Source organism: Buttiauxella agrestis, from assembly GCF_900446255.1.
Lineage (GTDB): Bacteria > Pseudomonadota > Gammaproteobacteria > Enterobacterales > Enterobacteriaceae > Buttiauxella > Buttiauxella agrestis.
On sequence record NZ_UIGI01000001.1, the window covers coordinates 3,298,774 to 3,324,698 of the forward strand.

Consider the following 25,925-nt stretch of genomic DNA (forward strand, 5'->3'; position numbering starts at 1 on the left):
CATAATTCACGGGCTTTCCGGGCTAATTTCCCAGCCTCCTCCCCAGGATGAAGCTAAAGCGGCGGGAATATTTCCAAGAAGAATCCGGATCGCATTTTGCCAGTGAGCAAAATCTGTCAGTGCCGAGTACAAGCCATTGATCAATGCCTGACTCGGTTTAACACCGTCTTCAAGATAGAGACTGATAATTTCCAGCTCACCGGTTTTACGATGCATTTTTGCATCTATACGCCCGACTAAAGCCCCTTGATGCAGTAATGGAAGCACGAAGTAACCGTATTTGCGCTTTTCAGCAGGCGTGTAGCATTCAAGGCGATAGGAGAATCCGAATAACACTTCAGCACGTTTGCGATCCCATACCACCGGATCGAAAGGAGAAAGCACCGCACTATGCGTGGCACGTAGAGTATTTTTCTCAGCTTTTTCCATTAATGGCAGCTGCTCATGATGCAGCCACATTTCACCAATACCCTCCACATCGACCCGAGTCACGATGCCTTTCTCTTGCCATTGTGCAAGCAGGGGTTTGAGCGAGATATTCTTTAGTCGGTAATAGTCGGCTAGCCATTCTGGCCGGAAAATTCCCAGACTACGGGCGCTATTCGCAAGCATTTGTTGCTCGGCATCTTGCTGATGAATGAGATGCAAATCATCATTCCAGTGCGGCATAACGCGTGAGGTGAGATCGTACACCCTTTGAAAATTACGTCGTTCAACCACCATAACTTTTCCGGCGGTGAACAAGCCTTCAAGGTGCTTTTTATGTGGCTTCCATTCCCACCACCCACTAGCACCTTTGCGCGGGTGTTCAAAATCAGCCGATCTAACAGGGCCGTTGTATTCGATATGGGCTAAAAGTTTTTCGATTTCCGCGGCATGTTCTACCATCCATTCAGGGCGATATTTCCAGCCCATCTTTTCTGGATTCAGCATCCGGTGGCGTATCAACGCGAAATCTTTTCGCGGCAAAAAGCAGGCTTCATGCGCCCAATATTCCATTAACTCACCGCTGAGCAGAGCATCATCTAACCAGCTTTGCGAATAGCTGCCTATGCGACTGAATAAGACGAGGTAAGGGCTTCGGGCAACAATATTGATCGTGTCAATCTGCAGCAGTGACATGCGAGAAATCGCAGCGATAACATCGGAAGGTTTAGGACGACGGCGAGGTTTTTGTAATAAACCCTGTGCTGCCAGATGAAGGTTGCGGGCTGCACGTAAAGTCAGTTGCGGTACAGACATGAAAGAGTACCTGTCGTCAGCAAACTTGAATTCTGGTGCGCGAACTTTCTTTTAGCGCACCAGCGCCAATAATGAGTGCAATAATTCATCGGCCTGAGGTTGCGCCAGATGCGCATCGACCGGTAAGTACCACCAGTTATCATGACCGTTAACGAAAGCACGACATTTCACCGCATCTTTCTCGGTCATTAACAAGGTTTGCCCCGTCTGAACGAGTTTCTCCACATCACTTTCGCTCAGTGCCTGGTGATCGCTAAGACTGACTGTGTGAACTGGATTTACACCACATTGCTGCAACGTGGCAAAAAAACGTGGTGGATGTCCAATGCCAGCCATTGCAACCACATTTGTCAACAGATCTACCGGGCGCTTTTCTCCGGTCAACAAATTGACTGCATCACCGGGATGGAGCGCCATCGAGATTTCTCCGGCTTTTGCAACACCGCCATTTGTGATAACGGCATCCACAGACGCCAGACGGCCTGTGCGTTCACGCATTGGCCCTGCCGGTAACCACCAGCCGTTGCCAAATCGCCTGATGCCATCAACAACCACAATTTCTTTATCACGCACCAGCGCGTAATGCTGCAAACCGTCATCGGTAATAATCAACTGTGGTTGTACTTTTTCCACCAGTATTTTTACCGCATCACTACGACGGGGTGCCACAGCGACTGCGGCACCAGTGCGCTGATAGATAAGTACGGGTTCATCACCCGCCTGGGCAGTGGTGGTGTCCGGGTTCAACAACAATGGGTAGGATTCTGCTTTGCCGCCATAACCCCGCGAGACCACCCCAACGCGAATACCACGCTGCTGTAGTTGCTCAACCAGCCAGATAACAACCGGAGTTTTGCCGTTACCACCCGCAGTCAGATTCCCGACGACGACCACTGGCACAGGAGCTCGCCAGCTTTTTTGTATCCCTATTTTATAGCTAAGACGAATAGCACCGCTCACCAGGCCATAAAGCCAGGAGAGCGGTAATAGCAAAAGATAGAGGGGAGATTTTCCCGACCAAATGCGTTCAATCATGAACCGAATTGCATCCGATGCAGTTGCGCATAGACTCCACGGTGCTCAAGCAACTCGACGTGAGCACCACGTTCCACAATGCGACCGTCCTCTACCACGACAATCTCATCAGCCTGCTCGATAGTTGATAAACGGTGAGCGATGACCAGGGATGTACGGTTTTTCTGCAGTTCATCCAGCGCAGCCTGAATTGCACGTTCTGACTCGGTATCCAAAGCAGATGTTGCTTCATCAAGAATCAGGATTGGGCTGTCGCGTAAAAGTGCGCGGGCAATAGCAATACGCTGGCGTTGGCCGCCCGAAAGAAGCACGCCATTTTCGCCAATGACGGTATCCAGGCCATTATCCATCTTACTGATAAAGTCCATGGCATAAGCCATTTGCGCAGCTTTTTCGATATCTGCACGAGAGTATTGTTCATTACGCGCATAGGCGATGTTGTTCGCAATCGTGTCATTGAATAAATGAACATTTTGCGAAACAAGGGCAACCTGATTACGCAGAGAAGATAAGGTATATTCACGAATATCCACACCATCAATCGTAATGTTGCCTTCCTGAATATCGTAAAAACGCGTCATCAGGCTGGCAATAGTCGATTTGCCCGAGCCTGAACGCCCAACTAGCGCTACCGTTTTCCCTGCTGGAATATTCAGGTTGATGCTGCGCAGTGCAGGCACATCGCGGCCAGGGTAAGTAAAGGTCACATCACGGAATTCAACGTCACCTTTAGCGCGTTCAATCACACGAGTCCCGGTGTCTTTCTCTTGCTCAGTATCGAGAATAGAGAACAGCGTCTGGCATGCGGCCATACCGCGTTGGAACTGTGCGTTGACGTTGGTTAATGATTTCAACGGACGCATCAGAGCAATCATGGAAGAGAACACAACCGTGATAGTACCGGCAGTCAGTGTTTCCATAACACTCGGGAAGCTTGCCGCATAAATGACGAAAGCCAGAGCCAGAGAAGCGATGAGCTGAATGATCGGGTCAGAAATAGACGATGCAGACACCAGTTTCATACCCTGCAAACGCATACGGTTACTGACCTTGTTGAAACGCTCGGTTTCAACATCCTGACCGCCGAAGATCAATACTTCTTTATGACCTTTCAGCATTTGTTCAGCACTGGTTGTCACTTGCCCCATCGTGTTCTGCATATTTTTGCTGATATTACGAAAACGCTTTGAAACAAAGCGGATAGCAAAAGAAACGATAGGTGCCAGCACAATCAGAATCAGCGAAAGCTGCCAGCTATACCAGAACATCAATACAAACAGGCCGATGATTGAAGCACCTTCACGGACAACTGTTATCAATGCGCTGGAAGAAGACGAGGCAACTTGTTCAGAGTCATAAGTGATACGCGAGAGCAGAGTCCCCGTTGACTGTTGGTCAAAGAACGCAACCGGCATCCCCATCATATGACTGAACAAACGACGACGCATGTTCATTACCACGTGCCCTGAAACCCAGGAGATACAGTAGCTGGAAACATAGCTCGTCACACCACGCAGCACCATCAGTGCGATAACAACTAAAGGCATCCATAGCAAAACCGATTTATCGGTTTTTCCAAAACCATCATCCAGTAACGGTTTGAGCAAAGACAGCATATAGGTATCACTGGCAGCGTTGAGGATTAACGCAATACCAGCCACAATCAGACCTGGCTTAAAAGGAGCAATCATCGGCCAAAGGCGGCGGAAGGTCTGCCATGTGGAAAGATCTTTATCGTTATGCATTCAGTAAACCAGCATTAGATGAAATAGCCGCATATTCTACCCATTATCCCGAGATACACCAAACCACTGATGATACCAACGGGGTGAAATTTGAGCTCTGAGGCTATTGATTTGCCATTTATCACTATTTATATCGATAGTAAGTTGGCCTGATTGCGCAGTGTCGTACCAGGTGTACCCCTGCGACTGGTAGCGTTTGACTACTTTTCCAGAAGGTAAATGCCATGCGTTATAGCGCGATGTTGAGGCAAGTGCCGCAGTTCCAGCGACCGCTCGTAGCAACGGAGCACCAGATGATGTACGACTGCCATGATGAGGTACCTGAATAATATCAGCATGTAAGATGCCCCATCGCCTCTTCAGCATAGCCAATTCTGCTTCAGCTTCCACATCCCCGGTTAATAAAATACGAAAATGTCCGTCGCTCACCATAACAACACATGAGCCATTATTACCGGTCAAAGTGGGTGAAACAGGTGGCCAGAGCACAGTGAATCGTAATTTCTGCCACTCCCATTTCTCACCTTGAAAGCAAGGATTATGCCCCGCCCAGCGTAGCGGGCTACGAATGTTTATAGCGGGCCATTCACGTTGCAGACTGTTTAACCCCCCGCGGTGGTCAAGATGTTCATGGCTTATGACAACTTGCTCGAGTGATAAATGATGCCAGCGCAACCACGGAATAATGACTTGTTGCGCGGCGTCACCGCCAGGCCAGGCATTCCCGGTGTCATATAAAAACACCTTTCCTTGCCTGATAAGGGCGATCGCTAGCCCATGCCCCACATCCAGCATAACCACCTGCCATGAATCATCTTTTTTCTCTACTCGCATTGTTGAAACAACCAGTGACAACATCAGCACTATTACTGATACAAACGAGCTTCGCCAAAGCGATAAACGATGGACAGCAACAATTAACCAACCACTTAGACTCAATGCCTGGAAACGCCTGTCCACAGCCAGCCAGCCGTCTGGCAGCAGGGATAAAACGGTAAATAACAGTGCTAAAAAGCGGTCAACTGCCCACCATAAATGTTCACCAATCCATGGAACATGGGTAAACACTAATCCTGCAAGCAGTAATGGGACAACCACAAATGAAATCAGCGGGACCGCAAACACGTTGGCAAACAGCGCACTGAGGCTGATTCCATGAAAGATAAAAATTTGTAGCGGCATCAGTAAAAGCATAATGCCAATTTGTAGGTGTAATAAAGAAAGCGGATATCGATAGAACCATCGCGCCGTTGCCACACTGCGCGGAAGCGGTATCCATTGATACCAAAAAATAAGGGCCGCCACGGCAAGAACCGATAACCAAAAACTGTCAGATAATACCGTTAGCGGATTGTAAATCAGGATACCGGCAATACAACACAACCAGACTTCCCATCCCGACCAGCTTCGGCCTTGCAACTTAAGTAATAACCAGATGTTCAAGCCAATCAATGCTCTTACTGCCGGAGGATTTCCGCCAGCAAGCCAGGTATAGACGCCCGCGGCAATGACACTGGCTATTAAGGGCATCCTGTAATGAATTCGATGGGCCGGAAAACTCAATTGCAGCAAACGCGCCAGTAACCAGCCGACCATGGCCGCCAGTGAAATATGCATCCCGGAAATCGCCATCAGATGGGCAGTACCACTCTGGCGCAATAAGTTCTTTTGTTCATCACTCACGCCTGAACGTTCACCAAAAGCCAACGCCAGAATGACCCCCTGATAAGGCAATGATTCGGTCACTCCCTCTACTGCAGTAAGCCAGTATGCTCGCAGGCTGCATTTTTCAGCGATTTGTTGCGCCGAAATAACACGCGCACTAAAAGGCTGATGCTGTGCAAGTGCGTATCTTTGGCTATCAAAACCGCCCTCATTAAGCTGGCCATGAACCGGGCGAAGCAGGACTTTCATGCGCCAGCGCTGCCCTGCGCACACACTTTCTGCCAGGTAAGTTCCCTGACTTCTGGTACCAAACGTTGGGAAAATGGATTTGCCTTCTACCGAGATTATTTGCAGCTCATGGTTCTGTTTTCCATCAGTGCGAGTCACCGTCGCTTCGACGACAACGGGTTTTGCCGCCCATCTTTCAAAGGGCTTAAGGCTCTGCCCTGCGCTGAAAAGCGCCCAGCCAAAACAAATCACAGTAATTGCAACGAAACGCATCAATCGGAATGGAATAAAAGCCAGGCACAGGGCGATGACAAACAGTGCAGCTATGACGTTGCCAGCAGGAATAGCAGGCAGCACCATTAAGGGGATAATGCCAATAATTATGCAAAAACACAGACCAATTAGATTATTCACAGAACCTCCTTGTTGAAGGCAGTCTGAGATATCTAATCATTAGAGTCAGCCTGGTTTTAATGACTTTCCGATGAGGGTTCCAGGGTTTTATGCTCCATAAAGTAACGCTCATGAATTTTGCGATTCTGCTCGAAAAGACAGATTTTAAGTATAAAAAAACGGCACCCTAAGGTGCCGTTCTTGAGGATCAAGTCCGAGGACTTAATTACCGTAAATGTTGGCGCGGTCACGCAATTCTTTACCTGGTTTAAAGTGCGGAACGTATTTGCCTTCCAGATCCACTTTATCGCCAGTTTTTGGATTACGTCCGGTGCGAGGTGCGCGATAGTGTAAGGAAAAACTGCCGAAACCCCGGATTTCAATACGCTCACCTTGGGCGAGAGTAGAGGCCATATGCTCCAGCATCTCTTTCACTGCATCTTCTACAGCTTTCGCCGGGATGTGAGATTGCGAAGTTGCAAGTCTTTCTATCAATTCTGACTTGGTCATGATTCCTCCGGTTTCCTTTCAGGAAAATTAACTTACAGCTATCAATCGAACAAGGGCGGCCGTAGCCGCCCTGATTTAGTGCTCAGACGATTACTCGCCTTTAGCTGCTTTGAATGCTTCAGCCATAGCGTTAGAGAAGTTCGGTGCATCTTCCTGTTTGTTGTTAACAGTAGCGATTGCATCTTTCTCGTCAGCTTCGTCCTTAGCACGAACAGACAGGCTCACAACACGGTTTTTGCGGTCAACGCCGGTGAATTTAGCTTCAACGTCGTCGCCTACGCTCAGAACCAGAGTTGCATCTTCAACGCGGTCACGGGAAGCTTCAGAAGCACGCAGGTAGCCTTCTACGCCATCTGCTAATTCAACTGTAGCACCTTTCGCGTCAACTGCTGTTACTTTACCAGTAACGATAGTACCTTTCTTGTTCAGTGCAACGTAGTTGTTGAACGGATCTTCTGCGAGTTGTTTAACACCCAGGGAGATACGCTCACGCTCTGCGTCAACTTGCAGAACCACAGCCGCGATTTCGTCGCCTTTCTTGTATTCACGAACTGCTTCTTCGCCTGCAACGTTCCAGGAGATATCAGACAGGTGAACCAGGCCGTCGATGCCACCATCCAGGCCGATGAAGATACCGAAGTCAGTGATTGACTTGATTTTACCTTCAACGCGGTCGCCCTTGTTGTGGGTTTCAGCGAACAGCTGCCATGGGTTAGATTTGCACTGCTTCAGACCCAGGGAGATACGACGACGTTCTTCGTCGATATCCAGAACCATAACTTCCACTACATCACCAACGTTAACAACTTTGGATGGGTGGATGTTTTTGTTGGTCCAATCCATTTCGGAAACGTGAACCAGGCCTTCAACGCCTTCTTCGATTTCTACGAAGCAGCCGTAATCAGTCAGGTTAGTCACGCGACCAGTCAGTTTGGTACCTTCTGGATAACGCTTAGCGATTGCGACCCATGGATCTTCGCCCAGTTGTTTCAGACCCAGAGACACACGAGTACGCTCACGGTCGAACTTCAGTACTTTAACGGTAATTTCATCGCCAACATTCACGATTTCGCTTGGATGCTTAACGCGTTTCCATGCCATATCAGTGATGTGCAGCAGGCCGTCAACGCCGCCCAGATCAACGAATGCACCGTAGTCAGTAAGGTTCTTAACGATACCTTTAACTTCCATGCCTTCTTGCAGGTTTTCCAGCAGTTGATCACGTTCTGCGCTGTTTTCGGATTCGATAACTGCACGACGAGAAACAACAACGTTGTTACGCTTCTGGTCCAGCTTGATGACTTTGAACTCAAGCTCTTTGCCTTCCAGGTGCAGAGTGTCACGTACCGGACGAACATCTACCAGTGAACCTGGCAGGAACGCACGAATACCGTTCAGCTCTACAGTGAAGCCACCCTTAACTTTGCCGTTGATGATACCGACCACAGTTTCAGCTTCTTCGTAAGCTTTTTCCAGCGTGATCCAAGCTTCGTGACGCTTAGCTTTTTCACGGGACAGCAGAGTTTCGCCAAAGCCATCTTCAACAGCGTCCAGAGCAACATCAACTTCGTCACCAACCTGGATTTCCAGTTCGCCAGCAGCATTTTTGAACTGCTCTACAGGAATTGCAGACTCAGATTTCAGACCGGCGTCAACCAGTACGATATCTTTGTCGATAGCAACTACTACGCCACGAACGATGGAACCCGGACGGGTTTCGATTGTTTTCAGGGATTCTTCAAAGAGTTGAGCGAAAGATTCAGTCATGTTGTTAATCTTCAAGGTTCTTTAGTTTAACGTCCATTTAGCATCCCGCCGAATGGGGTTGTTTCACATACCCCGCCATTGGCTCCATGCCGACAGGGTTTAGGTTACAGGGGTAAAAAACTACCCGATATGTCAGGATACCACTATGGCAATATCATGACAAATATGACAAAACACACACCAGCACAATATTAACTATTGTGCTGGTGTTAAAATTTTCTGCGCATAAGTCAGCGCTTGTTTGATGACTTCTTCAATCGACATACTGGTTGAATCCAGCACCAACGCATCTGCGGCTGGCACTAACGGTGCTACTGCACGGTTACGGTCACGGTCATCACGTTCTTTAATTTCTGCCAAAAGGCGCTCAAAGTTAACACTAAAGCCCTTTTCCTGCAACTGTAGCATACGCCTGTGCGCACGCTCTTCGGAAGAAGCATCGAGGAATATTTTTACTGGCGCATCAGGGAAAACAACCGTCCCCATATCACGACCGTCAGCAATCAGACCAGGCGCTTCTCTGAAGGCACGCTGGCGACGCAACAAAGCTTCGCGAACACGTGGGAAAGCAGCGACTTGAGAAGCAGCGTTGGCAACTTCCTGAGTACGGATTTCAGCGCTGACATCTTCGCCTTCGAGGATAACTTCCAGATTGCCATTGTTGGCAACAAAGCGCACATCAAGGTGAGCGGCCAACGGAACCAACGCATCTTCAGAGGTCACATCAACCTGATGATGCAGGGCCGCTAATGCAAGCACTCGATAAATCGCTCCAGAATCAAGCAGATGCCATTGCAACGCTTCCGCCATGGCTTTACAAAGCGTGCCTTTACCTGCGCCGCTTGGGCCATCAATCGTTATTACCGGGGCGGGTGCCGTCATCTTACTCTCCTCTCGCTGGAATTGCGGACCTGAAATAGAAACGCCGCGTATTATACGCCGCCAGAACCCTGACCGTTATCTTTCGTGCCAATTATCGTCGTTAATAGGGCTGAGTGTAGAAGAATTGCGCGAATTGAGACAGGGCTGGGAAAAACCAGCCCTAAAATCAGAGAGGTAGATTATTTTTTATCAGCTGCTATGCGTTCGCGAATATGCTGCGCACGTTCCGTTGAAGGTGGATGTGAATCAAACATAGATTTTGCTGTTCCGCTCAGCGTTGCCAGTTTATCAAAACTGCTGGCAAGACCTTGGGTACTGATTCCGCGTTTTTTCAGCAAATCATATGAGAAATCATCCGCTTCAGATTCTTCACTGCGCGAGAATGTTGCATTGATGACCCCTTCAGCCAGATCACCCAATTGCGATTGAGATAGCTGCGAAGCGACACCACTGGTTGCTGAGACTGCATCACGAGCGGCCATTGTCGCATACGCCGTTTGCATTTTTTCTCGAGTGTGACCCAACGCAACGTGTCCCATTTCATGGCCCAAAACGCCTTCGACTTCATTATCAGTCATCATATCCATCAGGCCGCTATACACACGCACACAACCGTTAGCCATTGCCCAGGCATTCACATCACTGGTCAAATACACTTTGTAATTAACAGGGGTGCCATTAATTTGATTTCCCAGAGCCCTGGCGATTTTATTCAGGCGTTTAGTGTATTTGCTGGATTTCCCAGCCACTTGATTTTCGCTGTCCGACTGCTTGCAGGAAGCATTCGACATCGCTTTTACATCGGCATCAGAAAGCGTTGCCGCTTTATAGGCCGACATTCCTGACGAAGCCAGTTTATCGCCATTGAGATTCTGGCAGCCCGCCAGTGTCCCCGCCATTAATACTGCCAGTGCTGCCATTTTTAACGTCTTCATAGTTATCTTCCATTGATGAGCTATACATGAAACAAATCATTGAGTTGTCGATCACATCGGAAGGGAGATTAACAGCGGTACACGCTGGTGCAATAAAAGCAGGGGTATGAAAACGGAGTTGAAATTAAGCGCGGGGTTGATACTAGCGGTGCAGTTAAAATAGGCTCCGGCACACGCTGTGACCGGAGCTATAAGGCTGTACGCTACGCGAGAGTGCTGATGCGTGCTAATTGTTCAAAGTAGTCCGGGAAGGTTTTGGCTGTACATTTCGGGTCAAGAATCGTGACCGGTGTGTCCGACAATGCCACCAGCGAGAAACACATCGCCATGCGGTGATCATTATAAGTCCCGATTTCTGCAACTTGTAACTGAGCGGGGGGAGTCACAGTGATGTAATCTTCGCCCTCTTCCACCACCGCTCCAACTTTGCGCAACTCTGTGGCCATTGCGCTCAGGCGGTCAGTCTCTTTCACGCGCCAGTTATAAATATTGCGCAAAGTTGTAGTACCTTTAGCAAACAAAGCCGCAGTTGCAATGGTCATCGCTGCATCAGGGATATGGTTCATATCCATATCAATAGCGTTGAGTTCTCCGCGTTCGCAGGCGATGAAATCCTCTCCCCACGTCACTTTTGCACCCATTGCTTCGAGCACATCAGCAAAGCGAATATCACCCTGGACGCTATTGCGCCCGATACCGGTCACTTTTACCGTGCCGCCTTTAATGGCACCAGCTGCGAGGAAATAGGACGCAGATGAAGCATCACCTTCCACCAGATAAGCGCCAGGTGAGGTGTACTGTTGGCTGCCACGAATCACAAAACTACGGTAATCCCGGTTTTCAACTTCTACACCGAAGGTTTTCATCAGGTGTAGTGTGATGTCGATATAAGGTTTCGATACCAACTCACCTTTAATGGTGATTTCGGTGTCGTTTGCTGCCAGCGGCGCCGTCATTAAGAGTGCGGTCAAGAACTGACTGGAAACACTGCCATCGACTGAAACCTGCCCGCCACTAAAACCACCACGCAGACGCAACGGCGGATAGTTCTCTTGCTCCAGGTAATCAATCTGTGCGCCGCCCTGGCGTAAAGCATCAACCAAATGGCCGATTGGGCGTTCTTTCATTCGCGGTTCACCCGTCAGCACGATGTTGTTACTGCCCAGACACAATGCTGCCGCCAGTGGGCGCATTGCTGTACCCGCATTACCTAAAAACAGTTCCAGCTCACCTGAGGCTTGTAACGGGCCACCCATTCCTGTGACTTCACAACGCGTACGATCGGCGGAAAGTGTATAACTCACCCCCATGGCTTTCAGCGCGTTAAGCATGTGACGCACATCGTCACTATCCAGCAAATTAGTCAGTTCGGTAGTGCCATTAGCCAGCGCTGCAAGTAGCAGTGCTCGGTTAGAAACACTTTTTGAACCTGGGAGGTTAATTGTGCCGTCGACCAATGCGATGGGTTGTAACGTCAGGGATTCCAGCATGGGGAAAATACTCTCAACTCAAAACAGAATAAAAACCCCGCGAAGCATGTCGCGGGGATAATCACAACTAACAGCAATTAACCGTGGCGACGTTCAAAATCGACCATAAAGTTGGTTAATGCTTTAACGCCTTCAAGCGGCATGGCGTTATAGATAGAGGCACGCATCCCACCGACAACGCGGTGGCCTTTCAGCGCATGCAGACCCGCAGCAAAGGACTCTTCGAGGAACAGTTTATCCAGTGCGCTGTCTGCCAACTGGAATGGCACGTTCATGCGTGAACGGTTCGCCGAAGCAACATCGTTACGATAGAAATCGCTTTTATCAATCACGCCGTACAACAGTTCTGCTTTCGCCCGATTGATTTTATCCATCGCTTCAACGCCGCCCTGCTCTTTCAGCCATTTAAACACCAGACCTGAAAGATACCAGGCGAAGGTTGGCGGGGTGTTAAACATAGAATCATTGTCATTAAGCACGGTGTAATCAAGAATCGACGGGCACGCTTTATGCGCCTTACCGAGCAAATCTTCACGCACGATGACCAGCGTCAGACCCGCCGGGCCGATGTTCTTCTGCGCGCCAGCGTAAATTACGCCAAAGCGGCTAACGTCCATCGGATGCGACAAGATAGAGGATGAGTAGTCAGCAACAACAACGGTGTCGCCAAAATCTGGCGCTTCATGAATAGCAATGCCATCAATGGTTTCGTTTGGGCAGAAATGCAGATAAGCACTGTTTTCAGAAACTTGCCATTCGCTCATCGGTTTGATGGCGCGCAGACCGTCAACAGTGACTTTGGCATCAATAACATTGGGGTTGCAGTATTTATGCGCTTCTTTTACTGCACTGCTCGCCCAGTAGCCTCCGTCAACGTAGTCAGCGGTAGTTTTGTCACCCAGAATATTGAGTGGAACGCCCGCGAATTGACCGCGACCACCACCGTGACAGAATAAAACTTTGTAGTTCGAGGGGATTTGCAGCAGATCGCGAAAATCTTTTTCAGCTTCTTCAGCAACCTGAATAAACTCTTTACTGCGGTGGCTTATCTCCATTACGGAGGTGCCTAAACCTTGCCAGTCACAGAGTTCATTTTGTGCACGACGAAGTACATCAGCCGGTAGCATCGCCGGGCCGGAACTAAAATTGTATACCTGAGTCATTTCCCCTCACCACGCTTAGAGTCATAAGTTTTACCACATATTCGGTTTTATCATTGAGATGCTGAGGCTGCAATGGTTAATACGGCATGGTGCGGTAATGTGCGCAAAATCACACAACAGAATCAACTAATCGTTGAATTAAACACCCGATAAACGCCCGTCAGGTGACTCGTGTTGCCGTGCTGGCTTTGACCCATTGATGATGTTTACAGCGTGGACAGAGAGTTTTTGTTCCCGCGTTTAACGTCACTACTTCACTACATCGAATACAGGCGTATTCCCCATCCTCCGGAACCCTCTCGAAGCGCTCGCTACAATACTCAGGCAATATAGATAAACCCGGCCTGACCAACTCATCCGGGAAGTAATAGACGCTAATCTGTCCGTTAGTTTCTAATATCGCCAGCCGAACCTGCCCCAAATGCTCTACGCCATGTAGGCGTAGTTCCATGAAGAACTCAAATTCGGTCATGTTTTGAGCCTTCATTTTTTCCCAGGCAAACTCACCTTCTTCTATAATTACCGCGGGTTTTCCTTCCAGCAGATTTTCAAGTTTTTCACTGTGGCTCATCAACCACATCGCCAGACGATATAAGCATGCGAGAGTCATGAATACGACGAAAACAGGCAGCATCGGCACATCGTCATAAAACGCCACATCACCTGCCGCTGAGCCAAGAGTCAGGATTATCAACACTTCAAACAACGACATCTGCCTTACGCCACGCCGCCCGGTTATCTTTAAAAACAGGAACACGAGTACAAAGGTGTAAAGGCTACGAAAAGCCACTTCCCACAGAAAATCTAAAGGGACTTTGTCTAGCGCCATCCGCTGGAGATCAAAACTCTTCATTTATACCGCCATAACAGTAGGTTACTGACAATAAGCATAGCCTGTTATGCTAAGGCCGCCTGCTTGCCGCTGGCGATAGCGTCAGTTGGCTAAAACCCGTATCATTGCGCGCTTTGCGTACGACAAAAGTGAAACCTCATGACTCAAACCTTTATTCCTGGCAAAGATGCCGCTCTGGAAGACTCCATCGCTCGCTTCCAGACCAAACTTGCCGATCTTGGCTTTAATATAGAAGAAGCCTCCTGGTTAAATCCGGTCCCTAACGTCTGGTCCGTTCATATTCGTGATAAAGACAGCGCACTGTGCTTCACCAATGGTAAGGGTGCGACTAAAAAAGCAGCGTTAGCATCCGCGTTGGGCGAATATTTCGAACGCCTGTCGACCAATTACTTCTTCGCTGATTTCTGGTTGGGCAAAACCATTGCCAATGGCCCGTTTGTGCATTATCCAAACGAGAAGTGGTTCCCGATTCCTGAAGACGAGCAGTTGCCAGAAGGTATTCTCGACGACCATCTGCGTGCGTTCTACGATCCTGAAAACGAAGTCACCGCAGGCATGCTGATTGACCTGCAATCAGGTAATGAAGATCGCGGGATCTGCGCCCTTCCATTTACCCGTCAATCCGATCAAGAAACGGTCTATATTCCGATGAACATCATCGGGAATTTGTATGTTTCTAATGGGATGTCTGCAGGGAACACCGCAAACGAAGCCCGTGTTCAGGGACTTTCTGAAGTTTTTGAGCGTTACATTAAAAACCGCATTATCGCGGAAAGCATTAGCCTGCCGGAAATCCCACAGGAAGTGTTGGCTCGCTATCCTGGTGTGGTTGAATCCATTGCCACGCTGGAAGCTGAAGGTTTCCCAATCTTCGCTTATGACGGTTCGTTGGGCGGCAAATATCCGGTTATCTGCGTTGTGCTATTCAACCCAGCAAACGGAACCTGTTTTGCTTCCTTCGGTGCGCATCCTGATTTTGGTGTTGCGCTAGAGCGTACCGTGACTGAACTGCTTCAGGGCCGCGGTCTGAAAGACCTGGACGTGTTCACTCCGCCTACTTTTGATGACGAAGAAGTGGCCGAACACGCGAACCTGGAAACTCACTTCATTGACTCAAGCGGCCTGATTTCCTGGGATATGTTCAAGCAGGATGCTGACTATCCGTTTGTTGACTGGAGTTTCTCCGGCACAACAGAAGAAGAATTCGCCACTTTGATGGCCATCTTTGACGCAGAAGATCAAGAAGTGTACATCGCCGATTACCAGCATCTGGATGTTTACGCTTGCCGTATCATCGTGCCTGGAATGTCCGATATCTATCCCGCGGAAGATTTGCTGCTTGCCAATAACAATATGGGTTATCACCTGCGCGACACCATTCTGGCGCTGCCAGGAAGTGAGTGGGAAAAACAGGATTATCTGGGTCTCATCTCGCAGTTAGATGAAGAGGGTCATGATGATTTCACCCGTGTGCGTGAACTGCTCGGTCTGGCTACCGGCAAAGACAACGGTTGGTACACCCTACGTATTGGCGAGCTCAAAGCTATGCTGGCATTAGCGGGTGGTGATACCGAACAGGCGCTTATCTGGACTGAATGGACAATGGAGTTCAACGCCTCTATTTTCAGCCCTGAGCGTGCGAACTACTATCGCTGCCTGCAAACCCTGCTGTTACTGGCGATGGAAGAAGACCGCCAACCACTGCAATATCTGAATGGCTTCGTACGTATGTACGGCGCAGAAACAGTCGAAGCAGCAAGTGCTGCGCTGAGCGGTGAAGCACCATTCTATGGCTTGCAAGCTGTAGACAGCGATCTGAAAGCTTTCCCAGCCCATCAGGCATTGTTAGGCGCGTATGAAAAACTGCAACGCGCAAAAGCGGCTTTTTGGAAATAAAGTAATAAACCATGAGTAAAGGTACGTAAACCATAAGGTTTACGCTATATTACGGGGCTATTTTTATTGCCCCGTGTTTTTATTGTCACCGCAATAATTTCATATGTGACTCAATAGTTAAATATTAGTAAAATATTATTATTTTAAAACAATAAATATTGTTGCCAAATTATAGAAATACTCCATTCTAATTAACCTGACACAGGAGCGCCGAGGTTAAATATCAAATTACATTATAAACTTTAAACTTTATTTTTATAAACAAAATCAATCACTTATGCTGAAAAACGGGTAAACACCTGCTGTTTTCAGGCCTATAAGCTTGGCGAGATATGATCCATATCAATTTTTACTCTATAATGCTTTGTTAGTATCTCGTCGCCGAATTAAATAAGAGAGAGTTAGTGTGAAAGCTGACAACCCTTTTGATCTATTGCTCCCAGCCGCTATGGCGAAAGTCGCCGAAGATGCTGGCGTCTATAAAGCAACAAAACACCCGCTGACCACGTTTTATTTAGCGATAACTGCGGGCATGTTCATCTCGATTGCCTTTGTCTTTTACATCACTGCTACCACGGGTACTGCGACCATTCCATTTGGGATTGCAAAACTGATTGGTGGTACTTGCTTCTCCTTAGGGCTTATCCTTTGCGTCATCTGCGGTGCCGACCTTTTCACCTCCACGGTGTTAATCGTTGTTGCGAAAGCCAGTGGCCGCATTACATGGGGTCAACTCGCAAAGAACTGGATTAACGTTTATATCGGTAACCTTTGTGGCGCTCTGATGTTTGTGGTGTTGATTTGGTTGTCAGGTATGTACATGACAGCAAACGGTGCGTGGGGGCTGAATGTGTTACAAACAGCAGACCACAAGATGCATCACACATTTATTGAAGCTGTGTGCCTCGGTATTTTAGCTAACCTGATGGTCTGTCTGGCTGTCTGGATGAGCTACTCCGGTCGCAGTTTGATGGACAAGATGTTTGCTATGATCCTCCCGGTCGCCATGTTTGTTGCTAGTGGTTTTGAGCACAGTATCGCAAACATGTTCATGATCCCGATGGGTATTGTAGTACGCAACTTTGCAAGCCCGGAATTCTGGACCGCAGTTGGGTCGTCTCCGGACAATTTTACACACTTAACCGTGTTGAACTTCATCACTGATAACTTAATCCCCGTGACTATCGGGAACATCATCGGCGGTGGTTTACTGGTTGGGTTGACGTACTGGGTAATTTATCTGCGCGGTGGTGATAAGCACTAAGTGCTAGCTGTCGTTCAGGGAATAAGAAATCCACATTAGAAGGTAGGTGTTAAATGTCCGAGCTTAATGAAAAGTTAGCCACAGCCTGGGAAGGTTTTGCCAAAGGTGACTGGCAGAATGAAGTCAACGTGCGTGACTTTATTCAGAAAAACTACACCCCTTACGAGGGTGACGAGTCCTTCCTGGCAGGTGCTACTGAAGCAACTACCACACTGTGGGACAACGTCATGGAAGGCGTTAAACAGGAAAACCGCACTCACGCGCCTGTTGACTTCGATACTGACCTCGCTTCCACCATCACCTCCCATGATGCTGGTTACATCAACAAGTCCCTCGAAACTATCGTTGGCTTGCAGACTGATGCTCCACTGAAACGTGCAATTATTCCGTTTGGTGGCATCAAAATGGTTGAAGGTTCTTGCAAAGTATACGGTCGTGAACTTGACCCAATGCTTAAAAAGATCTTCACCGAATACCGCAAAACCCACAACCAGGGTGTGTTTGACGTTTATACCAAAGACATCCTGAACTGCCGTAAATCAGGCGTAATCACCGGTCTGCCGGATGCTTACGGTCGTGGTCGTATCATCGGTGACTACCGTCGCGTAGCGCTGTACGGTATCGACTTCCTGATGAAAGACAAATTTGCTCAGTTCAACTCTCTGCAATCCAAACTGGAAAACGGCGAAGATCTGGAAGCAACAATCCGTCTGCGTGAAGAAATCTCCGAGCAACACCGTGCTCTGGGTCAGATCAAAGAAATGGCTGCTAAATATGGCTGCGATATCTCTGGTCCTGCTAAAAATGCTCAAGAAGCTATTCAGTGGACTTACTTCGGCTACCTGGCTGCGGTTAAATCTCAGAACGGCGCTGCAATGTCCTTCGGTCGCGTATCCACCTTCCTGGATGCATTCATCGAACGTGACCTGAAAGCAGGCAAAATCACTGAGCTTGAAGCACAGGAAATGATTGACCACCTGGTCATGAAACTGCGTATGGTTCGCTTCCTGCGTACCCCTGAGTATGATGAGCTGTTCTCTGGTGACCCAATCTGGGCAACTGAATCTATCGCCGGTATGGGTGTAGATGGCCGTACTCTGGTTACCAAATCTAGCTTCCGTTTCCTGAACACCCTGTACACTATGGGGCCGTCTCCGGAGCCGAACATCACTATTCTGTGGTCTGAAAAACTACCACTGAACTTCAAGAAGTTCGCAGCTAAAGTTTCCATCGATACCTCTTCTCTGCAATACGAGAATGATGATCTGATGCGCCCTGACTTTAACAACGATGACTACGCAATCGCATGCTGCGTAAGCCCGATGATCGTTGGTAAGCAAATGCAGTTCTTCGGTGCTCGTGCTAACCTCGCGAAAACCATGCTGTATGCAATCAACGGCGGCGTTGATGAAAAACTGAAAATTCAGATCGGTCCTAAAGAAGCGCCAATCATGGCTGACGTTCTGGACTACGATAACGTTCTGGATCGTCTTGACCACTTCATGGACTGGCTGGCTAAACAGTACGTCACCGCGCTGAACATCATTCACTATATGCATGATAAGTACAGCTACGAAGCGTCTCTGATGGCTCTGCATGACCGTGACGTTGTTCGCACTATGGCTTGTGGTATCGCGGGTCTGTCTGTTGCAGCTGACTCCCTGTCTGCAATCAAATACGCGAAAGTTAAACCTGTTCGTGACGAAGACGGCCTGGCTGTAGACTTCGAAATCGAAGGCGAATACCCAATGTTCGGTAACAACGATTCTCGCGTAGATGACATCGCTGTTGACCTGGTAGAACGTTTCATGAAGAAAATTCAGAAACTGACTACTTACCGTAACGCTATCCCGACTCAGTCTGTTCTGACCATCACCTCTAACGTGGTTTATGGTAAGAAAACCGGTAACACCCCAGACGGTCGTCGCGCTGGCGCTCCATTCGGTCCAGGTGCTAACCCAATGCATGGTCGTGACCAGAAAGGTGCTGTTGCCTCTCTGACTTCCGTTGCTAAACTGCCGTTTGCTTACGCTAAAGATGGTATTTCTTATACCTTCTCTATCGTTCCTAACGCACTGGGTAAAGACGACGAAGTTCGTAAAACTAACCTCGCGGGTCTGATGGATGGTTACTTCCACCACGAAGCGTCCATCGAAGGTGGTCAACACCTGAACGTGAACGTAATGAACCGTGAAATGCTGCTGGATGCGATGGAACACCCTGAGAAATATCCTCAGCTGACCATCCGTGTATCTGGTTACGCTGTACGTTTTAACTCCCTGACTAAAGAACAGCAGCAGGACGTTATTACCCGTACCTTCACTCAAACCATGTAATTCACGGTTTGTCTGAAAAGGCGTAGAATAAAGGCTCCACCTCGGTGGGGCCTTTTCTTATGTCAGAACCGATTTTGCAAGATAGCTGCTAAGTTTAGGGTATCTTGCAAAATTGATTCGACGCGGCATTCTGTTTAAAGACCGCGCTCAACCTGGTTCTTGCTGTAAAGCATGGACCAATACTGGAGAGAACACCGCAATGTCAGTAATTGGCCGAATTCATTCCTTTGAATCCTGCGGTACCGTGGATGGTCCCGGTATTCGTTTTATTACCTTCTTCCAGGGCTGCCTGATGCGCTGCCTGTATTGCCACAACCGTGATACCTGGGATACGCACGGTGGCAAAGAGATTACTGTTGAAGAATTGATGAAAGAAGTGGTGACCTATCGCCACTTTATGAACGCGTCAGGTGGTGGTGTCACAGCATCAGGCGGCGAAGCCATTCTGCAAGCTGAATTTGTGCGTGACTGGTTCCGTGCTTGCCGTAAAGAAGGTATTCATACCTGTCTTGATACAAACGGCTTTGTTCGCCGTTACGACCCGGTCATTGATGAATTGCTGGAAGTGACTGACCTGGTGATGCTGGATTTGAAGCAAATGAACGACGAGATTCACCAGAATCTGGTCGGCGTTTCAAACCATCGCACCCTGGAATTTGCCCGTTATCTTTCTGATAAGAACGTTAACGTCTGGATTCGCTACGTTGTCGTTCCCGGCTGGTCTGATGATGATGACTCTGCGCATCGCCTCGGCGAGTTCACGCGAGATATGGGCAACGTCGAGAAGATTGAGCTTTTGCCTTACCATGAACTGGGCAAACACAAATGGGTCGCCATGGGTGAAGAGTACAAGCTTGATGGCGTACATCCGCCGAAGAAAGAAACCATGGAACGCGTCAAAGGTATTCTGGAGCAGTACGGTCACAAAGTGATGTACTGATCTTGATGAACTAACAAAAATGGCCCTCAAATTGAGGGCCATTTTTGTATCAGGCATGGGCGATAGGTGTGGAATGTGGCCCCGCTTTGCGCAGCAGCATCAGTAAGTAAACAAATGCCACTCCGGCAATCATCACAAATAACAGGCTGTCCGAGTAGCTTTGCATCAGCATTGAGGTAAATGTTGGGCCAAGCAAACTGCCAACGGTGTAACTTAATAACAGCGCCTGGTTCATTGCCACCAGCTGATGATGCTCAACTTTTTCACAAGCCCAGGCCATTGCTACCGGATAAAGGGTAAACCCTGCGGCACCCAGTACAAATAACGTTGGCCCCATTGCGGCATGAGTGAGCATTGCCATGCAACCCAAAATCACCACAAACACCTGAACTCGCAGCACCAGTAAACGGCCGAAACGATCGGCCAGACGCCCTACCGGCCACTGGCCCACAATACCCGCACTGACCATGACTGCCATCCAGAAACCAATACCAGCATCACTCACACCCTGATGGTTCAGGTATAGCGGCATTAATCCGTAAAGCGAACCGAGAACAACCCCAGAAATAATGCAGCCATTCACTCCAAGACGCGCATGGTGCAGGCGGAGCATCGGCCAGACGGATGTCGCTTCCTGGTTTTCACTGCGATCATTAACAATACGAGTGAATAACAACGGAAGAATCGCGGTCAGAATAAGCGCTGTTACCCATGGTAGAACGCTGGCTAAATCCGTCGGCATTTTGCTTATCAGCAATTGGCCCAGCACGGTGCCAACGTAATAAACCATCATATATGCCGCCAGCAGGCGTCCACGATTACGCGAAGTCCCGCTGCACATGAGAGCACTTTCAACTACCACCCAAATCATCGCACAGCCAATACCGGCGATGAAACGCCACATCATCCAACTCCAGAAACCGGTCATTAACCCCAGACCGACACAGCCTGTGGCAAAAATCAGCGACGCAAGATAATAGCTACGGTTGAATCCGTGGCGTTTAATCAGCCACCCGGTAATCAATGTCCCCAGTAAGTTTCCGGTAAAATACGATGAACCCACCATCCCGACTTGCCAGGTAGGGAGATTTCCGTGAGCTAACCAGAGTGGAACCAGTGTATTTAAAACCGCTATCGCCAGGGTCAAAAGCATCAGACCACAGAGCAAAAGCATCACTGGTCGGGTATAGGTGGACATGTAAAAAACCGCGAGGAAGAGAATAATTTGTGCGCATCATGCCACTGGAAAAATGATTGTCAATCCAGCGCTGAAGGGGCCTGGCACGATTTGAAAGCCGTCGATTTGAAAAACTTATCCAAGTGACGAGCGAAGTACAACGCCAAAATGCTATCTCTCTGTTTTTGATAGCATCTGCAATTGTAAATCGAAGCGGATTAGATGAAAAATTTCATGGTGATTCAGATGAAATTTTCTTATGCAAGAGCAAAAAAAATGCGCCCGGAGGCGCATTTAATATCAGAAGTTTATTAACTCGCTATCGCCATGCCAACGGTCATATGCAGGCCGTAGAAAACGCCGCGTCCGATAAGCTCTCCAGCAATCATCAGCACGAATGCAAACGTCAGGACTGCCGGGTTTGCCAGCCCACCTTTTAATTGTGGAACAATCCAGCAAATCAATGCAGCAGAAAGCAGCAGCAATCGCCACGACATCAACGCACCGTATTGCGGCACGAGTGCTGATGCCTGCGCAATAGAACTGTGAATAGTTGCCAGTTCCGTGCTCTGTAACATCACAACGACTGCACTCGCCACAATCGCTAAGAGCGAAATAGCGGGAAGAAGTCGCATCCCCCAGCCCGTTACGCCCGCAACACGCAGCAGTAAATAACCGAGAAGTGGGCCACCAATAAACATCGTCAGGAAGAAAGTGAGCGGCGTATAAACGCTATACCACGTTGGCACGGTATCAATCAGGTAAACCTTGCACATCATCCAGACGAAAACCACGCCCAGAATCATGGTCAGCACCATCCAGATTTTGCCCAACGCCTGAGGCATTTTACCCAGCACTGTAACCAACCACCAGAAACCACCCACAGCAAAGAACACCGAACCGCTGGCAATCTCATTACTTAATGCAGAATCACCGATACGATTAAGCGAGTTAAAGGCCCGCAGCGGTGAACCAAGGTGCAGAACGGAGGCCATAAAGCCAATGCCCATCAGCACCCAAAGCACAATCATCGCCCAGCGCACGCGCTTTTGTTGTACGCGATCTGAGATGCCTGTCAGCAACGCCAGCGCCATCACTATGAAACCACCTGCGACGCACTGCCCCAAAACCGTAAAGACCATTAAAGGCCATTCATGCCATCCGTTACCCATCTCACACCTCCTTCGGGTTTGCCAGGTAGCCGGTTTTATCCCCACAAGGACGGCTGTTGGCGTTGGGTTTAATGACGATATTTGGTTTGGTGAAATGTGCTGACGGTAACGGAGCTATCGCTGCCTGCTCACCATATTTCTCACGCAATTCAGCAATGGGAGCCATATCCAGCGCACGCAGCGGGCAAGATTCCACACAAATGGGTTTCTTACCTTCAGCAATACGCGAGTAGCAACCATCGCATTTCGTCATGTGCCCTTTTTCTGCGTTGTACTGTGGCGCGCCATAAGGGCAAGCCATATGGCAATATCGGCACCCAATGCACACGTCTTCGTTGACGACCACAAAGCCGTCTTCACGCTTGTGCATCGCGCCACTCGGGCAAACCTTGGTGCAAGCCGGATCTTCACAATGATTGCACGCAATCGAAAGATAATAGGCAAACACGTTTTGCTGCCATACACCGTTGTCTTCCTGCCAGTCGCCGCCCGCATATTCATAAATGCGGCGGAAACTGACATCCGGGCCTAAGTTTTTATAATCTTTGCAAGCCAGCTCGCAGGTCTTGCAACCGGTGCAACGGCTGGAATCAATATAAAATCCGTATTGGGTTGTCATCAGCTATTCCTTACGCCTTCTCGACCTGGACGAGGTTACTGTGGGATGGGTTGCCTTTCGCCAGTGGCGATGGTCGCTGGGTGGTCAGCACGTTAATGCAGCCAGCATGGTCAACTTTATTGGCATCAGGGCTATACCACGCCCCTTCCCCCATCGCGACAACACCGGGGATGATGCGCGGTGTCACTTTCGCGTTGATATGAACTTCACCACGTCCGTTGAAAATGCGGATCATGTCGCCGTTTTTAATCCCACGCTGTTGGGCGTCAATCGGGTTGATCCACACTTCCTGGCGGCAGGCGGCCTTCAACACTTCCACGTTGCCGTAGGTTGAGTGAGTACGCGCTTTATAGTGGAAACCGGTCATCTGTAATGGCCATTTCTCTGCCAAAGGATCGCCGTAGTTTTCAAAGCCAGCGCTGTAAACCGGCAACGGATCGATGACATCCCCTTCGTTAAGTTGCCAGGTCGCGGCAATTTCAGCCAGTTGCTCTGAGTAAATTTCGATTTTCCCGGAAGGGGTCGTCAGCGGATTGGCAGCAGGGTCTTCACGGAAAGCTTTATAGGCAACGTGATGCCCTTCCGGGTCACGTTTCTTGAAGATGCCTTGCTTGCTGAATTCTTCAAAACTCGGGAGTTCTGGAATAGCTTCTTGCGATTGTTTGTACAAATGACGCATCCATTCTTCCTGGTTGCGACCTTCGGTAAATTGCTGCTCAACCCCCATTCGTTTGGCGAGCTCGCTGGTCATCTCGTAAATGGTTTTGCACTCAAAGCGTGGCTTGATGGCCTGGCCTGCAAAAATCACGTAAGCCATGTTGCCGCAAGACGCATCGAGGCAGAAATCCATCTGTTCAGAAGCGGTGCAATCTGGAAGCAAGATATCCGCATATTTCGCAGAAGAAGTCATGTGGTTGTCGATAACCACAATCATCTCGCATTTTTTGTCATCCTGAAGGATGTCATGGGTGCGGTTAATTTCAGAATGCTGGTTAATCAGACAGTTACTGGCGTAGTTCCAGACCATTTTGATCGGCACATCGAGTTTATCTTTACCGCGCACACCATCGCGGGTCGCGGTCATTTCTGGGCCGCGTTCTATAGCATCCGTCCACAAGAACATCGAAATACTGGTTTGCACCGGGTTTTCCAGGGTCGGCATACGCACAAATGGCAGGCTGTAAGAACCTTCGCGTGCACCGCTATTACCACCGTTGATCCCCACATTACCCGTCAGGATCGATAACATGGCGATTGCGCGTGAAACCAGCTCGCCGTTGGAGTGGCGCTGAGGTCCCCATCCCTGGCTGATAAACGCGGGTTTAGCCGTGGCGATTTCACGAGCCAGTTGCACGATGCGCTCAGCAGGAATACCCGTGATTTTTGCTGCCCACTGCGGGGTTTTCGCTACACCGTCAGCCCCTTCACCGAGGATATAAGCCTTGTAATGGCCATTCGCCGGAGCCGTTTTTGGTAGCGTTTTTTCGTCATAACCGACGCAGTATTTCTCGAGGAATGGCTGGTCAACGAGGTTTTCAGCGATCATCACCCAAGCGAGGGCGGAGATAAGTGCGGTATCTGTACCTGGACGAATTGGAATCCATTCATCTTCACGACCCGCACCGGTATCGGTATAACGCGGGTCAATGATAATCATGCGAGCGTTAGATTTTTCACGCGCTTGTTCGAGGTAATAAGTTACCCCGCCGCCACTCATGCGCGTTTCACCCGGGTTATTCCCAAACAACACAACAAGTTTGCTGTTTTCAATATCAGACGGGCTATTGCCATCCGCCCAACCGCCGTAGGTATAATTCAGACCAGCAGCAATCTGCGCGGTTGAGTAATCACCATAATGATTTAGATAGCCACCGCAGCAGTTCATCAGGCGAGCAATAAGCGTGGAACCTGGTGGCCAGGAGCGAGTCATCGTGCCGCCCAACGTCCCTGTGCCGTAGTTCAGATAAATGGCTTCGTTGCCGTGTTCTTTGATAATGCCTTTCATGCTGTTGGCAATGGTATCGAAGGCTTCATCCCAACTGATTCGCTCAAACTTCCCTTCTCCACGAGCACCCACGCGCTTCATCGGATATTTCAGGCGATCGGCGTTATAGACACGTCGACGCATTGAACGACCTCGCAGGCAGGCGCGCACCTGGTGTAGACCTTCATAATCATCATCACCGGTGTTGTCGGTCTCGACGTATTTGATTTCGCCATCGACCACATGCATGCGCAATGGGCAGCGGCTGCCACAGTTTACTGTGCAAGCGCTCCATACCACATTTTCAGCGGCACTGACCGTATCAGCGGCAGTTTGTGCGAAAGCCAGACGGCTAAAGGGGAGTGTTAATGCGCCGCTCGCAGCTGCAAGCCCACCGATAGCCGTGGTTTTCACCAGCTTACGGCGGCTAACTTGTGCGCTTAGAACCGCATTAGAAGTTTTCTCTTTCATAATGACCCACTTGTTTCGTGCTCACGTTTGAACAAGCTGGCAGAGGTTACTCAGGGAAATAGGCCCGCGTTTCCGTTGCTCAGCCAAAAAGAGAAAGGAGTGTCTTAATTTATGTCAGTCCCAGGATTGGCTGTCCGGTCACGTCATGTAACTTCAAA

19 protein-coding genes are annotated in these 25,925 nt (G+C 49.0%); 4 read left to right on the forward strand and 15 right to left on the reverse strand.

All coding sequences use genetic code 11. The features are described 5' to 3' along the window. Positions 1 to 6: 6 nt before the first annotated feature. The 11 genes from DY231_RS15710 to DY231_RS15760 all read right to left on the reverse strand — a co-directional run bounded on the left by DY231_RS15710 (position 7) and on the right by DY231_RS15760 (position 13,908). Positions 7 to 1,242 (reverse strand): winged helix-turn-helix domain-containing protein, encoded by a 1,236-nt coding sequence (locus DY231_RS15710; RefSeq protein ID WP_115629801.1) that lies wholly within the window; start codon positions 1,240 to 1,242, stop codon positions 7 to 9. Between the two features lie 51 nt (positions 1,243 to 1,293). After that, positions 1,294 to 2,277 carry a tetraacyldisaccharide 4'-kinase gene (gene lpxK, locus DY231_RS15715; RefSeq protein WP_115629803.1) on the reverse strand — a complete coding sequence of 328 codons (984 nt, stop codon included), beginning with the start codon at positions 2,275 to 2,277 and terminating at the stop codon, positions 1,294 to 1,296. Further along, on the reverse strand, positions 2,274 to 4,022 hold the full coding sequence (gene msbA, locus DY231_RS15720) for a lipid A ABC transporter ATP-binding protein/permease MsbA (RefSeq protein WP_034494324.1): 1,749 nt from the start codon (positions 4,020 to 4,022) through the stop codon (positions 2,274 to 2,276). The genes lpxK and msbA overlap by 4 nt, the downstream gene beginning before the upstream one ends. 36 nt (positions 4,023 to 4,058) lie before the next feature. Beyond that, positions 4,059 to 6,329 carry a ComEC family protein gene (locus DY231_RS15725; protein WP_115629805.1) on the reverse strand — a complete coding sequence of 757 codons (2,271 nt, stop codon included), beginning with the start codon at positions 6,327 to 6,329 and terminating at the stop codon, positions 4,059 to 4,061. 201 nt (positions 6,330 to 6,530) lie between these two features. Continuing rightward, positions 6,531 to 6,818, reverse strand: a complete 288-nt coding sequence (gene ihfB, locus DY231_RS15730; protein WP_034494322.1) for an integration host factor subunit beta — start codon at positions 6,816 to 6,818, stop codon at positions 6,531 to 6,533. A 90-nt stretch (positions 6,819 to 6,908) separates the two neighbouring features. After that, on the reverse strand, positions 6,909 to 8,585 hold the full coding sequence (gene rpsA / locus DY231_RS15735; protein WP_034456368.1) for a 30S ribosomal protein S1: 1,677 nt from the start codon (positions 8,583 to 8,585) through the stop codon (positions 6,909 to 6,911). Positions 8,586 to 8,780: 195 nt separating this feature from the next. Further along, positions 8,781 to 9,467 carry a (d)CMP kinase gene (cmk, locus tag DY231_RS15740; RefSeq protein ID WP_115629807.1) on the reverse strand — a complete coding sequence of 229 codons (687 nt, stop codon included), beginning with the start codon at positions 9,465 to 9,467 and terminating at the stop codon, positions 8,781 to 8,783. Positions 9,468 to 9,646: 179 nt separating this feature from the next. After that, positions 9,647 to 10,402: a metalloprotease LoiP gene (gene loiP, locus DY231_RS15745; protein ID WP_115629809.1), complete on the reverse strand. Its 756-nt coding sequence runs from the start codon at positions 10,400 to 10,402 to the stop codon at positions 9,647 to 9,649. A gap of 203 nt (positions 10,403 to 10,605) precedes the next feature. Next, a complete protein-coding gene (aroA, locus tag DY231_RS15750) occupies positions 10,606 to 11,889 on the reverse strand; it encodes a 3-phosphoshikimate 1-carboxyvinyltransferase (protein WP_115631863.1) in 1,284 nt (427 codons plus the stop codon). A gap of 80 nt (positions 11,890 to 11,969) precedes the next feature. Then, complete coding sequence (serC, locus tag DY231_RS15755; RefSeq protein WP_115629811.1) at positions 11,970 to 13,055, reverse strand: 3-phosphoserine/phosphohydroxythreonine transaminase; 1,086 nt, start codon at positions 13,053 to 13,055, stop codon at positions 11,970 to 11,972. A 160-nt stretch (positions 13,056 to 13,215) separates the two neighbouring features. Continuing rightward, positions 13,216 to 13,908 (reverse strand): DUF421 domain-containing protein, encoded by a 693-nt coding sequence (locus DY231_RS15760; RefSeq protein ID WP_115629813.1) that lies wholly within the window; start codon positions 13,906 to 13,908, stop codon positions 13,216 to 13,218. Between the two features lie 138 nt (positions 13,909 to 14,046). On the opposite strand from DY231_RS15760, the gene ycaO reads away from it, so the two are divergent. The 4 genes from ycaO to pflA all read left to right on the forward strand — a co-directional run bounded on the left by ycaO (position 14,047) and on the right by pflA (position 20,344). Beyond that, positions 14,047 to 15,804: a 30S ribosomal protein S12 methylthiotransferase accessory factor YcaO gene (gene ycaO / locus DY231_RS15765; protein WP_115629815.1), complete on the forward strand. Its 1,758-nt coding sequence runs from the start codon at positions 14,047 to 14,049 to the stop codon at positions 15,802 to 15,804. A 406-nt stretch (positions 15,805 to 16,210) separates the two neighbouring features. After that, entirely contained in the window at positions 16,211 to 17,068 is an 858-nt protein-coding gene (focA, locus tag DY231_RS15770; RefSeq protein WP_115629817.1) for a formate transporter FocA, read from the forward strand. 53 nt (positions 17,069 to 17,121) lie between these two features. Continuing rightward, positions 17,122 to 19,404 carry a formate C-acetyltransferase gene (gene pflB, locus DY231_RS15775; protein ID WP_115629819.1) on the forward strand — a complete coding sequence of 761 codons (2,283 nt, stop codon included), beginning with the start codon at positions 17,122 to 17,124 and terminating at the stop codon, positions 19,402 to 19,404. 199 nt (positions 19,405 to 19,603) lie between these two features. Continuing rightward, entirely contained in the window at positions 19,604 to 20,344 is a 741-nt protein-coding gene (gene pflA / locus DY231_RS15780) for a pyruvate formate lyase 1-activating protein (protein WP_034494315.1), read from the forward strand. Positions 20,345 to 20,393: 49 nt separating this feature from the next. On the opposite strand, the gene DY231_RS15785 is transcribed toward pflA, so the two are convergent. The 4 genes from DY231_RS15785 to dmsA form a co-directional block, all read right to left on the reverse strand. Beyond that, positions 20,394 to 21,542: an MFS transporter gene (locus tag DY231_RS15785; RefSeq protein WP_115629821.1), complete on the reverse strand. Its 1,149-nt coding sequence runs from the start codon at positions 21,540 to 21,542 to the stop codon at positions 20,394 to 20,396. 290 nt (positions 21,543 to 21,832) lie between these two features. After that, positions 21,833 to 22,693 carry a dimethyl sulfoxide reductase anchor subunit family protein gene (locus DY231_RS15790; protein WP_115629823.1) on the reverse strand — a complete coding sequence of 287 codons (861 nt, stop codon included), beginning with the start codon at positions 22,691 to 22,693 and terminating at the stop codon, positions 21,833 to 21,835. A gap of 1 nt (position 22,694) precedes the next feature. Continuing rightward, positions 22,695 to 23,312 (reverse strand): DMSO/selenate family reductase complex B subunit, encoded by a 618-nt coding sequence (locus tag DY231_RS15795; protein WP_034494312.1) that lies wholly within the window; start codon positions 23,310 to 23,312, stop codon positions 22,695 to 22,697. Between the two features lie 10 nt (positions 23,313 to 23,322). Continuing rightward, on the reverse strand, positions 23,323 to 25,767 hold the full coding sequence (dmsA, locus tag DY231_RS15800; RefSeq protein WP_115629825.1) for a dimethylsulfoxide reductase subunit A: 2,445 nt from the start codon (positions 25,765 to 25,767) through the stop codon (positions 23,323 to 23,325). Positions 25,768 to 25,925 lie beyond the last annotated feature (158 nt).

Coding starts and splice junctions, on each gene's coding strand:
- DY231_RS15710 (WP_115629801.1), bottom strand. CDS start 1,242: ATGTCTGTACCGCAACTGACTTTACGTGCAGCCCGCAACCTTCATCTG.
- lpxK (WP_115629803.1), bottom strand. CDS start 2,277: ATGATTGAACGCATTTGGTCGGGAAAATCTCCCCTCTATCTTTTGCTA.
- msbA (WP_034494324.1), bottom strand. CDS start 4,022: ATGCATAACGATAAAGATCTTTCCACATGGCAGACCTTCCGCCGCCTT.
- ihfB (WP_034494322.1), bottom strand. CDS start 6,818: ATGACCAAGTCAGAATTGATAGAAAGACTTGCAACTTCGCAATCTCAC.
- rpsA (WP_034456368.1), bottom strand. CDS start 8,585: ATGACTGAATCTTTCGCTCAACTCTTTGAAGAATCCCTGAAAACAATC.
- cmk (WP_115629807.1), bottom strand. CDS start 9,467: ATGACGGCACCCGCCCCGGTAATAACGATTGATGGCCCAAGCGGCGCA.
- loiP (WP_115629809.1), bottom strand. CDS start 10,402: ATGAAGACGTTAAAAATGGCAGCACTGGCAGTATTAATGGCGGGGACA.
- serC (WP_115629811.1), bottom strand. CDS start 13,055: ATGACTCAGGTATACAATTTTAGTTCCGGCCCGGCGATGCTACCGGCT.
- DY231_RS15760 (WP_115629813.1), bottom strand. CDS start 13,908: ATGAAGAGTTTTGATCTCCAGCGGATGGCGCTAGACAAAGTCCCTTTA.
- ycaO (WP_115629815.1), top strand. CDS start 14,047: ATGACTCAAACCTTTATTCCTGGCAAAGATGCCGCTCTGGAAGACTCC.
- pflB (WP_115629819.1), top strand. CDS start 17,122: ATGTCCGAGCTTAATGAAAAGTTAGCCACAGCCTGGGAAGGTTTTGCC.
- pflA (WP_034494315.1), top strand. CDS start 19,604: ATGTCAGTAATTGGCCGAATTCATTCCTTTGAATCCTGCGGTACCGTG.
- DY231_RS15785 (WP_115629821.1), bottom strand. CDS start 21,542: ATGTCCACCTATACCCGACCAGTGATGCTTTTGCTCTGTGGTCTGATG.
- DY231_RS15790 (WP_115629823.1), bottom strand. CDS start 22,693: ATGGGTAACGGATGGCATGAATGGCCTTTAATGGTCTTTACGGTTTTG.
- DY231_RS15795 (WP_034494312.1), bottom strand. CDS start 23,312: ATGACAACCCAATACGGATTTTATATTGATTCCAGCCGTTGCACCGGT.
- dmsA (WP_115629825.1), bottom strand. CDS start 25,767: ATGAAAGAGAAAACTTCTAATGCGGTTCTAAGCGCACAAGTTAGCCGC.